Origin of the sequence: Alcanivorax profundi, assembly GCF_003597125.1 — a bacterium.
GTDB classification, from domain to species: domain Bacteria; phylum Pseudomonadota; class Gammaproteobacteria; order Pseudomonadales; family Alcanivoracaceae; genus Alcanivorax; species Alcanivorax profundi.
The window spans coordinates 15,615-27,253 of sequence record NZ_QYYA01000003.1; the positions used below are offsets into that span (position 1 = coordinate 15,615).

General features: G+C 59.7%; 11 protein-coding genes and 1 tRNA gene. 4 read left to right on the plus strand and 8 right to left on the minus strand.

Annotated elements, in window-relative coordinates; all coding sequences use genetic code 11:
- Positions 1-124: 124 nt before the first annotated feature.
- Positions 125-1,411, minus strand: coding sequence for an oxygenase MpaB family protein (locus D4A39_RS10005; RefSeq protein WP_233552459.1), 1,287 nt, complete (start codon positions 1,409-1,411; stop codon positions 125-127).
- 83 nt (positions 1,412-1,494) lie between these two features.
- Here D4A39_RS10005 and D4A39_RS10010 point away from each other — a divergent pair, with 83 nt between their 5' ends.
- On the plus strand, positions 1,495-2,109 hold the full coding sequence (locus D4A39_RS10010; RefSeq protein ID WP_022984576.1) for a TetR/AcrR family transcriptional regulator: 615 nt from the start codon (positions 1,495-1,497) through the stop codon (positions 2,107-2,109).
- 94 nt (positions 2,110-2,203) lie between these two features.
- On the opposite strand, the gene D4A39_RS10015 is transcribed toward D4A39_RS10010, so the two are convergent.
- On the minus strand, positions 2,204-2,881 hold the full coding sequence (locus D4A39_RS10015; protein ID WP_022984577.1) for a TetR/AcrR family transcriptional regulator: 678 nt from the start codon (positions 2,879-2,881) through the stop codon (positions 2,204-2,206).
- Positions 2,882-3,033: 152 nt separating this feature from the next.
- Between D4A39_RS10015 and D4A39_RS10020 the strand changes: the two genes are divergently transcribed.
- Together D4A39_RS10020 and D4A39_RS10025 are read left to right on the plus strand one after the other, a co-directional pair.
- The gene (locus D4A39_RS10020) at positions 3,034-3,690 is read left to right on the plus strand and encodes a hypothetical protein (RefSeq protein ID WP_022984578.1); all 657 of its coding nucleotides are present in this window, start codon (positions 3,034-3,036) and stop codon (positions 3,688-3,690) included.
- Between the two features lie 3 nt (positions 3,691-3,693).
- Positions 3,694-4,512, plus strand: coding sequence for an SDR family oxidoreductase (locus tag D4A39_RS10025; RefSeq protein ID WP_022984579.1), 819 nt, complete (start codon positions 3,694-3,696; stop codon positions 4,510-4,512).
- Positions 4,513-4,734: 222 nt separating this feature from the next.
- On the opposite strand, the gene D4A39_RS10030 is transcribed toward D4A39_RS10025, so the two are convergent.
- From D4A39_RS10030 to rpsU, 5 genes are all read right to left on the minus strand, one after another.
- Positions 4,735-4,811, minus strand: a tRNA-Ile gene (locus D4A39_RS10030).
- A gap of 68 nt (positions 4,812-4,879) precedes the next feature.
- Positions 4,880-6,775 carry an RNA polymerase sigma factor RpoD gene (rpoD, locus tag D4A39_RS10035; RefSeq protein WP_119918043.1) on the minus strand — a complete coding sequence of 632 codons (1,896 nt, stop codon included), beginning with the start codon at positions 6,773-6,775 and terminating at the stop codon, positions 4,880-4,882.
- Positions 6,776-7,072: 297 nt separating this feature from the next.
- Positions 7,073-8,989: a DNA primase gene (gene dnaG / locus D4A39_RS10040; protein ID WP_119918044.1), complete on the minus strand. Its 1,917-nt coding sequence runs from the start codon at positions 8,987-8,989 to the stop codon at positions 7,073-7,075.
- Between the two features lie 108 nt (positions 8,990-9,097).
- Positions 9,098-9,547 carry a GatB/YqeY domain-containing protein gene (locus D4A39_RS10045; RefSeq protein WP_119918045.1) on the minus strand — a complete coding sequence of 150 codons (450 nt, stop codon included), beginning with the start codon at positions 9,545-9,547 and terminating at the stop codon, positions 9,098-9,100.
- A gap of 23 nt (positions 9,548-9,570) precedes the next feature.
- Entirely contained in the window at positions 9,571-9,786 is a 216-nt protein-coding gene (gene rpsU, locus D4A39_RS10050; protein ID WP_007148705.1) for a 30S ribosomal protein S21, read from the minus strand.
- Positions 9,787-9,941: 155 nt separating this feature from the next.
- Here rpsU and tsaD point away from each other — a divergent pair, with 155 nt between their 5' ends.
- Positions 9,942-10,967 (plus strand): tRNA (adenosine(37)-N6)-threonylcarbamoyltransferase complex transferase subunit TsaD, encoded by a 1,026-nt coding sequence (gene tsaD / locus D4A39_RS10055; protein ID WP_119918046.1) that lies wholly within the window; start codon positions 9,942-9,944, stop codon positions 10,965-10,967.
- A gap of 58 nt (positions 10,968-11,025) precedes the next feature.
- Here tsaD and plsY read toward each other — a convergent pair whose 3' ends face one another.
- On the minus strand, positions 11,026-11,616 hold the full coding sequence (gene plsY, locus D4A39_RS10060) for a glycerol-3-phosphate 1-O-acyltransferase PlsY (protein ID WP_233192138.1): 591 nt from the start codon (positions 11,614-11,616) through the stop codon (positions 11,026-11,028).
- Between the last annotated feature and the right edge of the window lie 23 nt (positions 11,617-11,639).

Consider the following 11,639-nt stretch of genomic DNA (forward strand, 5'->3'; position numbering starts at 1 on the left):
GTTAAACTCTCCCTGATGCCTTTGCACCCTGATTCCCGGTGTCGATATCTGCTCTGCCTGTCAATGCGTGCGGCCTCAACGTAAGCGGTAGCATGGTTACCGTGCGGGATGAATCGAGCACGAATTATCCGATGTGTGCGGGATGGTTTTTATCCGGCTGGATAATGCCGTGTTCGCGTTCGCCGAAGACCGCCTTCATGCGATAGATCTGCTGCTCCCGGCCATTCTTCTCCAGCGTGCGTTTGTCTGCCCGGCTTGCCCGTTGATACACGCCGCGGGCAATCCGTAGCGGTGTGGTCATGGCCGGATACCAGGGCAACACCCATGCGGGCAGGCCCAATGCGCTCATCTGTTCGCGGGACAGGAACAGACGTGTCAGGCTCAGGTGCGAGTGGTATTCGTATTTCAGGTACAGCTTGTGTAAGCGCGGGAATGTATTTTTCCAGGGGTAGATGCGGTCAAAGGGTTCTTTGGACAACGCCTCGCCCAGTTCCTTGCTGGTCCAGTCGGGGCGGGACTGGGTGGCCTGGGTGTGACGCAGCAGGCGGAAGCCTTCCATCTCGGAATCCACCAGCCACTTTTCTTCCACACCCATCAGCCAGCCGGCGTATTTCCACAGGTGCATCACGGCACGGGACTCGTGTGGCGTGATGATGACACCACCCAGCCGCACGCCGAGTAGCAGCACGGAACCGAACGCCAGATAGGTGGCAACCATGTCAGTCTGGTTGGCCGGGATGCCCCACTCATTGTTGTCCCATTCCTTTCGGGTTTGCAGATGGCGGCGCACCATGGAATGCACCCAGCGCACATGCAGGGTATTGATAAAGCCTTCGCCGAAGCGTTCCATGCCGCCATGTTCGGTGCAGTCCATCCACCACTTGAGGGTTTCACCGGTACGCTGGGACGCCCCCTTGTTGAGTGCACCGGTAGCCACCAGGGCATGATTGAAACCGCTGAGCAGGTAGCCCACCATCAGCGCCTGGTCGCGCATGATGTAGAGACCAAACTCGCCCAGACTCTGCACGACGCCAACACCTTCTTCCAGTAACTCGCGGTCCAGCCAGTCAGGATCGCGGTCCACCAGAGCAAAGAAATCCTTGAGGGGCTGTGGGGCATTGTCCACGGCGTCGATGCCTTCCTTGACGGCCTTGTCATACATGCCGCGGCGCTCGCGGGCATTGCCTTCCATGATCCAGTCCAGCAGGGTATCCATGGGCTCGTCGCCTTGCCACAGGGCATCCACCAGCTGGTCGTAACGTTCCCGGGTGGGCGCCAGTTGTTTGCCAAACACCATCTTCTGCAAGCGTGGCAGTTTCTGGGTGATCTCAAAGGGGCGCACCCGGGTTGGTGCAGGTCTGGCGCCGGTGTGGTTGTTGGATGTGTTCATCACGGTTGGGGCCTTGGCCATGCAGGAAGTCCTCGCCTGAATTTCGGTATGGGAGTAAGCTAATTCAAGCAATTACTTGAATTCAACTTGCGTTTGAGGATGGCATGCGCCGACAGCCGAAACAGCGCCGTTCCCGGGAGATGGTGGACCGTATTCTCGAGGCGGCGGCTGCCACCCTGGTAGAGCGGGGCCTGGAATACACCACCACCAATCACATCGCCGATCAGGCGGGGGTCAACATTGCCTCGCTGTACCACTACTTCACCAACAAGGAAGAGATCGTTGCAGCGGTTCTGGAGTGGCAGGCGCGTAAACTGATGGAAGGATTCACCCGGCAGCAAGTCGAGCTGGATCTGGCGCGGTTGCCGTTACCGGTGCTGGTGCAGACGGCGTTGATGTTCACCCTGCAGACCCTGCGCGCCGATCCGGTGGTACGGGAACTGGCCAAGCACTGGAACCAGTTGTCCCCCCAGTACGCCATGTCTCTGCTGGAGCAGCAGTTGCTGGACATCGCCATGACCTGGTTCCGGGCCAATTATCGCGACTACCCGTTGGAGGATCTCCACGTGCGGCTGTTCGTGCTGATCAATTCGTCCATGGCCACGCTGGCGCGCTACCTGGCCACACCGCCGTCCATGGTGATGGTCAAGGATGCCCAGATCGTGGCGGTGATGACGGACATGATTGTGAAGACGCTAACGCCAGAGGGGGAGGGCTGAGGCAGGTGTGGCGAGAATGGTCGGAAGTCAGAAGTCACTGGTCGGACGTCAGACCAGTCCAGCCCCGCCCCTGCTCCCCAACGCAGAAACGCCCTCATCCCTTACCACCCTGCGATCTTTCATCCAGTCGTCGCTGAGTCAGATTGATGGCGCTATCGCCCACGGCGACCCAGAAATGCGCCACGTCTTCCACCAGTTCATCCAGCGACACCTCAAGGTTTCCGTCCAGCCAGCTCACCACGATCTCGATGGTGCCGCCGATCAGCATGGCGGAACCCACCTTGGCAATAACGTGGGGCTCGTCGGCCTGGTGATACTCGATACTGAAGGCCGACAAGGTCTGCGCCAGTGTCTTGATGACGTCCTGCCGGTGCTTCAACGCACCGGGATTATCGTTGGCCAGACTGAACAGAATGCGTGCCCGCCGAGGATCGTCCACGAGCCATCCGATACTGGCGCGTAACGCCTGGGTGGCCAGTGGCAATGTCTCCTTGCCTTCCTGCAAACCTGAAAACACCGCGCTCTGCCCCACCTGAACCAGCTGGCCGGTCAGGTCGTTGATCAAGGCCGCGGCGAGCGCATCGAGATCCTTGAAGCTCTCGTAGAAATAGCGCTTGTTCAGGCCCGCATCCTGGCAGAGCTGGTGGATGGACAGCCCCTTCCAGCCGCTCTCCGAGGCTTTTACGAAGGCGGTATCCAGCAGGGTCTGACGGCGATTCTGAACTCGGGTGGCGGCGGATTCGCCAAGAAAAGGGCGTTTGGGATGTGACATGGGGGTGGCCTGGCTCCGATGTGCTCATCTTATAAAGCGAACGTCTGGCCCTCAAGGCGGTGTTGACTCGCTGAAGCGCCTGAATCTAATATTGGTACAGGTCTGTACCAAAAAAAATTTTGCGCAACATCGTCATCGTGATGGAGAAAAGTATGAGCGTGGCAGTCACAACCCGGGCATCGAAAGTGCCGATATCGGATCAGGCATATGTGGACAGCCTGAGGAAGATGCATGTAACACAACCGTCCAAGGCAAAGGCGCTGGCCTGGGAACTGTTTCAGGAATTGCAGAAACCGGCCCAGCAATACCGTCTGGCCGGCGTGTTTGCAGAAGGCTCGGCGCCGGAGTCTCCGGACGGGGATTGTGAAGGAATCAACATGAACCTGTACGGCAACCCGGTGCTCAGAGGGCTGGATTATTTGATTCGACTCGGCCGGATGCTGGGCGGTATGGGTTGGGCGGGAAAAACCTTCAATACCGACGGCACGGGTTATAACCGCCTAACGGGCAGCACAAAAATAGCCGCCATGGCGGTGATGCCGCACTACAAGTTGCGCAAGATCAATGGTGAACTTATCGGGTTCGATTTTTACCACTGCATTGATAATTCTCCTGTGGCGCCCAACATTCCGGTGCGATCTCTCAACTACGCATCGCCCGAGCACAACAACCCGCTGATCCTGCCCAAAACCCGTGATGAAATCGTCGAGATTGTTCCGGATGTGTTTTTGGGGCGCGTGCTGATCCGCGATGACTTTGGCTGGAATCTGTCCGGCTACTTTGGTCTGCGCTACCCCGTGGGAGGTTGAGTCATGGCGATTAAACTGGACGGTGCGGTGGTGTGTGTCACCGGTGCGGCGCGGGGGATCGGCAAAGCAACGGCCAGCGCACTCGCCAAGCGTGGCGCCCGGGTGGTGCTGGGCGACATTGATGAGGTGGAAGTAAAAAAAGCGGCCAAGGCGATCGGTGGCGGTGCGCTTGGGGTAAAACTGGATGTGGCAGACCCCGCGTCTTTTTCCACCTTTCTGGCTGCGGCGAAAGACTTGGGGCCCATTGCCTTATTGGTGAATAACGCCGGCATCCAACGCACAGGACGCTTTATTGATCAGACCCTGGAGAGCCAGCACAGGGAAATCGCCATCAATCTGGGTGGCGTGATTAACGGCATGCGGCTGGTGCTGCCGGACATGCTGGCGTCGGATTACGGTCACATCGTCAATGTGGCGTCCATGTCTGCCAAAATGACGCTGCCAGGTGTGGCGGTCTACACCGCCAGCAAGTTTGGTGTGGCCAGCCTGTCCCGCTCTGTCCGTACCGAGATTGCGGATTCCCATGTCAGCATCACAACGGTGATGCCTTCGGCGGTACAGACGGAATTAACGGCAGGGTTGAATATTCGCGGTGTGCCCGCGGCCAAACCTGAGGCGGTGGCGGAAGAAATTGTGGCCTCTTGCGCCCATGGGAAATCGGAAATTACCGTGCCCCGCTGGTTGTCTCCGGTCTCTGCCATCGAAGAAGTGTTGCCAGAAAGCGTTGGTCGTTTTTTCAAAAAACTGGCCGGCGCGCAGAACCGCTTGCTCCATGATTCTGCTGCCTCCCGCGCGTATCAGGATCGGGTTTCGAAGAATTGATCCATTAGTGAAAAGGGCCGGGTAGTGCCACTGCTGTCCCACAGTGTCATGAAAGTCATGGGGAAGCGGAGGCGCTTTCTCTTGTGGGAGCTTGCTTGCAAGCGATGGAGACGGCGCGGAGGCCGAGGTTTATTCGCGTGCAAGCACGCTCCCACAGCCAGGCCTTGATGTTTTGGCGTCTCGCGTGCCGCATGTGATGCTATACACGTGAGGGAAAGAAATTGGTGGGCCCACCAGGACTTGAACCTGGGACCAATCGATTATGAGTCGACTGCTCTAACCAACTGAGCTATAGGCCCGGAGAAAACAGAGGGGCAATAAAATGCCGGCCGCCGATTATTCGGGGGCCGGCATTTTTTTGCAAGGCTTACAGGTCGCCGTCCAGGAAGCTGCGCAGGTGTTCGCTGCGGCTCGGGTGGCGAAGCTTGCGCAGGGCCTTGGCTTCGATCTGACGGATACGCTCACGGGTCACGTCGAACTGCTTGCCCACTTCCTCAAGGGTGTGGTCGGTGTTCATGTCGATACCGAAGCGCATGCGCAGGACCTTGGCTTCACGGGCGGTGAGGTTGGCCAGCACTTCGCGGGTGGCTTCTTCCAGGCCCAGCGAAGTGGCGGAGTCCACCGGGGATTCCATGTTGCCGTCTTCGATAAAGTCGCCGAGGCTGGAATCTTCATCGTCACCGATGGGGGTTTCCATGGAGATCGGCTCTTTGGCGATCTTCAGTACCTTGCGGACTTTGTCTTCCGGCATTTCCAGGCGCACGCCCAGTTCTTCCGGGGTCGGCTCGCGGCCCATTTCCTGCAGCATCTGACGCTGTACCCGGTTGATCTTGTTGATGGTCTCGATCATGTGTACCGGAATACGGATGGTGCGCGCCTGATCCGCGATGGAGCGGGTGATAGCCTGACGGATCCACCAGGTGGCGTAGGTAGAGAACTTGTAGCCACGACGGTATTCGAACTTGTCCACCGCTTTCATCAGGCCGATGTTGCCTTCCTGAATCAGGTCGAGGAACTGCAGGCCGCGGTTGGTGTATTTCTTGGCGATGGAAATTACCAGACGCAGGTTGGCTTCCACCATTTCTTTCTTGGCGCGGCGGGCTTTCGCTTCACCAATGGAGATGCGACGGTTGATTTCCTTGATGTCGCCAACCGGCAGACCGATCACTTCTTCAATGGTGATGATCTTGCGCTGGGCACGCTGAATGTCTTCTTTGACGACGCTCAGCTTGTCGGCAATGGCTTTGCCTTTTTTGGTCTTGAGCTGGGTGTCTACCCAGCCCATGTCGGTTTCATTGCCCGGGAACTGCTTGATGAAATCCTTGCGATCCATGCCGCCGCGGCGGATGGCGCTGCTCATGATCTGACGCTCGAACTTGCGCACCAGATCCAGGTTGTTGCGTGCACCGACCAGCATTTCGTCATAGATGCGTGGCACCAGCTTGAACAGGGTGAAGTGTTCAGCCAGGGCTTCGAGAGCCTTGGCGGAGCTGGCGTGGTCGCGGCCGTTGCGCTTCAGGGAACGCTCGGCTTTTTCGTGCAGCTTTTTCAGCAGCTCGAAACGCTCGGCAGCCAGTACCGGATCGAGGCCGCCTTCATCTTCATCGGAATCATCGTCGTCGTTGCTGTCGTTGTCGTCAGCATCGTCGTCTTCTTCTTCCTTGTTCTTTTCCTGTTCCTTCTTGGCTTTTTCCGCGAAGGTAGGTTCCTTGTTGGCGTTGGTGGCAGCTGCCCCATCGTCATTGGGATCCAGGTAACCGGCAATGATGTCGGTCAGCTTGCGTTCTTCGTTTTCCACGCGGGCGTATTCGTCGATCAGCATGTCGACGGCACCGGGCCAGAAGGCCAGGGCGTGCATTACTTCGCGGGTGCCTTCTTCGATGCGCTTGGCGATTTCAATTTCGCCTTCGCGGGTCAGCAGCTCCACGGTGCCCATTTCACGCATGTACATGCGCACCGGGTCGGTGGTGCGGCCGGGTTCGCTTTCTACGGAAGCGAGTACCGCGGCAGCTTCTTCAGCGGCAACCTCATCGGTGCTGTCGGCACTTTCATCGATCATCAACTGGTCGGCGTCGGAGGCCTTTTCGACCACGGTGATGCCCATGTCGTTGATCATCTGAATGATGTCTTCCACCTGGTCGGTGTCGGTAATGGACTCCGGCAGATGGTCATTCACTTCGGCGTAGGTCAGGTAACCCTGTTCCTTGCCGAGGGCAATCAACTGCTTCAGCTGGGATTGCTGCTGCTGCTTCTGACTTGTCATGCAATTAAGCCCGTCTCGTCGTGCTGAATGGCCCGCCGCTCCCTGCGGGGTGCCTCCAGCGTGATGGTGGCGTGGGAAAACGGCGTATTATACCGGGAGATGGGGGTTACGGCCAGTAATTGCAAGGGCTGGAGACAGTGAACCGTTAACAGTGAATAGTTAACAGTTGATTGAAAATCAAAGGCTTGTACTGCGGGAGGGGGCTCCGCGGTGCCGGGGAGAGGTTGGAAGGCGGTGATCCTGAGGGCCGGCCATGCTCCTTTCCTCCAAATTTGTGATTCACCCTTTTCAGGGCCGCTAGTGGAAGGGCTTGCGGGCGTGCTGGCGGGCTTCGGCCAGGGCTTTGTGCAGTTCCTGCCAGTGTGAGGCGTCGGGGATGCCGGCTTGTTCGACCTCTGCCAGCGCCGCTTCGAGTCGGGCCACTTCCAGCTGAGAGAGGGCGTCCTGCCACAATCGGGTCGCCATGGCTTCTTCCATGGGCGGTTTGAGGCTGGCCTTGAGCAACCTTGCCATGGTTTCGCCCTGTTCCAGGGCCATGAGTGCGCCCAGCAAGGCCGCAGGGCGATGGTTCTGGCGGCACAGACCCGCGACCTGGATCAGCAAATCAATGTGCGGGATGGGGAGTTGCTCAACCCCGTCGGGCAGCGGCTGTGCTTCGATGAGTTGCGGGTAGTCCAGCAGTACCAGCACCAGGCGTTCCACCATGGTCAGCGGTCCCTTGCGGCGGCTGCTGGTGTGACGAGGTGAGTGCCCCAGATCCTCCATGGGAGGCAGGTCATCTGCAGGGTAGAACGCGTCTTGCTCTGGTGGCGGAATGGCATCGCCCCACTCGGCGGGAGGGGGTTCCTCGCCCCAGCTCTGCTGGGTGGCTTGCGGGCGTGGCGTGGGGGCTGCCGGGGTCGGTTCCGGCTTGGCCGGTTTGAGCTGACTGAGCGATTCCTTGTCCAGCCGGGTGAGGCGGGCCAGTTCTTCTGTCAGCAGGGCGCGATAAACCGGGCCGGCCGGCTTGTCGAGATAGGGCAGGGCGAGCCGCGCCAGTCGTGCCCGGCCATCCACGGTATTCAGGTCCAGCCCTTCGGAGAGGTGGCGGAACAGGTAGGTGGACAGGGTATCGGCCTGGTCGGTGAGTGCGCGCAAGGCTTCGGGGCCCTGGGCTCTGACCAGGGTGTCAGGATCTTCGCCGTCGGGAAGGAACAGGAAGCGGACCTGCTTGCCGTCGTCCAGGGCCGGGAGCAAGGATTCCAGCGCCCGCCAGGCGGCGCGTACCCCGGCCTTGTCGCCGTCGAAGCAGAGGATGACCTCGTTGACCTGTCGGAACAGTTTGCGGGCATGATCTTCGGTGGTGGCGGTGCCCAGGGTGGCTACCACATTGGGCACGCCGTGCTGGGTCAGGGCGATCACATCCATGTAGCCTTCCACCACATAGAGGCGATCGCTGCGGTCGCGGCTCTGGCGCCATTCCCACAGGCCGTAAAGCTCCTGGCCCTTGTGAAAGACCGGGGTTTCCGGGCTATTCAAATATTTGGGTTTGCCGTCGCCCAGCACCCGGCCACCGAAGCCGATGGTGCGGCCACGGCTGTCACGGATAGGGAAGATGATGCGGTCGCGAAATTTGTCGTACACCCGGCCGGTGTCTTCACGGCGAACCAGTAGTCCGGCGGTCAGGGCCTGCTCCAGTGCGGACTCGGTGAGCGACAGGCCATTGATCAGGTTGTCGTAACCGGGCGGGGCGAAGCCTATCGCGAATTTCTTAGCGATCTCGCCACTCAGGCCACGATTTTTCAGATAGCTGACGGCCTTTTGCTTTTCCGGGGCCTGGCGAAGCTGCTGGCTGTAAAAACGCTCGGCGCGGCTCAGCAGGTCGTAAAGGGACTGCAGGCGGTCCTTGCGTTGTTTGTCTGCTGCGGTTTCCGGCCGGCTTTCCGGCACTTCCATGCCCGCCCGGCTGGCCAGCTGCTTGACGGCCTCCGGGAAGTTCATGTGCTCGTATTCCATCAGAAAGCCCACCGCATTGCCGGACGCTCCGCAGCCAAAACAGTAGTAGAACTGTTTGTCCGGGGCGACGGTGAACGAGGGGGTTTTTTCCTGATGGAACGGGCAGCAGGCGCTGTAATTGCGTCCGGTTTTTTTCAATGGCACACGGGCATCGATCAGTTCTACCAGATCGGTGCGAGCCAACAGGTCCTGAATGAAATTATCCGGTATTCGCGCCATGGGAATGATTTTGCCAGAAGGGCGGTTATCTAAACAGAAACAGGCGCGGAAAGGCAGTGAATAGTTAACAGCGAAACCGGGAAAAACAGGATGTCGGGTGTTGGCGGCTTAGCTGTTCAGCTTGGCGCGGACTTTGCCGCTGGCGGCGCCCATGTCGGCACGGCCTTGCAGTTGCGGCTTGAGAATGCCCATGACCTTGCCCATGTCCTGCATGCCGGCGGCACCGGTGCTGGCAATGGTTTCATCGATCAGGGTTTCGATTTCCGCATCGGTCAGCGGTTCGGGGAGGAATTCCTGGAGCACGGCGATTTCCGCTTCTTCCACTTCGGCCAGGTCGGCGCGATCGGCTTCACGGTATTGGGTCGCAGAGTCCTTGCGCTGTTTGATCAGCTTGTCGAGCAGGGCCAGTACACGCTCGTCATCGGGTTCGATGCGTTCGTCTACTTCAATCTGCTTGATCGCTGCCAGCGCCATACGAAAAACGCCAAGACGTGCCTTGTCTTTGGCACGCATGGCGTCTTTCATGGCTGCAGTGAGCTGCTCCTTGAGCGCACTCATCAGACGTCTCTACTCAGCGGTGCTTAGTAAAGGCGCTTGCGTGCGAGCTGCTCACGCTGCAGTTTTTTCAGGTGACGCTTGACGGCTGCGGCACGCTTACGCTTACGCTCTTGAGTGGGCTTCTCGTACTGCTCGCGACGACGCACTTCAGACAGGATGCCCGCTTTTTCACAGCCACGCTTGAAACGGCGCAGGGCCACGTCAAACGGTTCGCCTTCTTTCACCTTCACCTGAGGCATGAAGAATCACCTTCCTAGAAATTAGAGTTTATGGATTTGCTGCGGGCTCAGGTGGTCCCATATGCAGCGAGGGCGCGATTTTACCTGAGTGGGCGGGAAATGCAAATCTGTTGTGGTGGCGCTATCATGGCGGCGGATTTCAACGGACAGGCATCATGCGCGTATTGGGTATCGAATCAAGCTGTGACGAGACCGGGGTGGCGGTTTACGACACCCGTGAGGGGTTGCTGGGCCAGGCGCTGTTCAGCCAGGTGGACATGCATGCGCGCTACGGCGGCGTGGTGCCCGAACTGGCCAGTCGTGACCACGTGCGGCGGGTGCTGCCGCTGGTCAAGCAGGTGCTGGCCGAGGCCGATACCTGTGCCGATCAGCTTGATGGCGTGGCCTATACCGCTGGCCCCGGCTTGGCCGGGGCGCTGTTGGTGGGCGCCGGTGTGGCCCGTTCCCTGGCGTTTGGCTGGGGGATTCCCGCGGTGGAAGTGCACCATATGGAAGGCCATCTCCTGGCGCCCCTGCTGGAAGCGCGGGCGCCACAGTTCCCGTTTGTCGCCTTGCTGGTCAGCGGTGGTCACACCCTGTTGCTGGATGCCAAAGGACTGGGCGATTACGCGATTCTTGGCGAATCGGTGGATGATGCTGCCGGGGAGGCATTCGACAAGGCGGCGAAAATGATGGGGCTGGGCTATCCCGGTGGGCCGCGCATTGCCGCGTTGGCGGAAAAGGGCACTCCGGGGCGCTTCCGTTTCCCTCGCCCGATGACCGATCGCCCGGGGCTGGACATGAGTTTCTCCGGGCTGAAGACCTTTACCCTTAATACCATTCACGACCTGGGCGGGAAGGATGCCCTGAGCGAGCAGGATCGTGCGGACGTTGCGCTGGCGTTTGAAGAGGCCTCTGTCGATACCCTGATCATCAAGTGCCGCCGGGCCATGGAGCAAACCGGCTACACCCAGTTGGTTATGGCGGGAGGTGTCAGTGCCAACCGTTCCCTGCGGGCAAAGCTGGGTGAGCAGATGAAAAAGCGGGGGGTAGAGCTGTTCTACCCGGCCCCGCAATACTGCACGGATAACGGCGCCATGATCGCCTTTGCCGGGGCGCTTCGATTGCAGGCAGGAGAGTCTGCGGAGCTTCCCATCAAGGTGCGCGCCCGGTGGCCGCTGACGGAGCTGGCGGCGCTCTGACCGACCACCCTTGGCCCTGCCGCCGGAGCGCCGCCAGCGACGCTCCTGCTATTGAGGGCTAATCCTTCTTCTTGAATCCCAACTCTTCCCCGCGCAGGATTTTTTCCAGGTTACTGCGGTGGCGAACGATCATCACAACGGACATCAGCAGAATCGGCCAGAACGCCGGGTATAGCCAGGCGAAGATGCAGGCAGGGGCGACCACGAAAGCGCTGAGAGAGGCGATGGAGGAAATCCGGTTCAGGGCGAACACAGCGAGCCAGGTGGCGCCGGCCACCAGACCGCTGGGCCAGTGCAGGGCAAACAGCAGGCCGAAGGCAGTGGCGACGCCCTTGCCGCCTTCAAAACGGAAGAAGATCGGGTAGAGATGGCCGATAAAGGCGCTGGTGCCGGCCAGTGCGGCGACCAGAGGACCAAGTTCCAGCCAGCGGGCGATCAGTACGGGAATGACCCCTTTGAATACATCGCCCAGCAGGGTCAGGGCCGCGGCCGGCTTGCCACCGATACGCAGCACATTGGTGGCGCCGGGGTTGTTGGAGCCCTCAGTCCGTGGGTCCGGATAGCCGAACAGGCGGCAGACCAGAATGGCGCTGGAAATGGAGCCCATCAGGTAGCCAGCCACACATAATGCCAGCAGCCAAAACCACACGTCCTGTAATGTCCCTGCTTCCA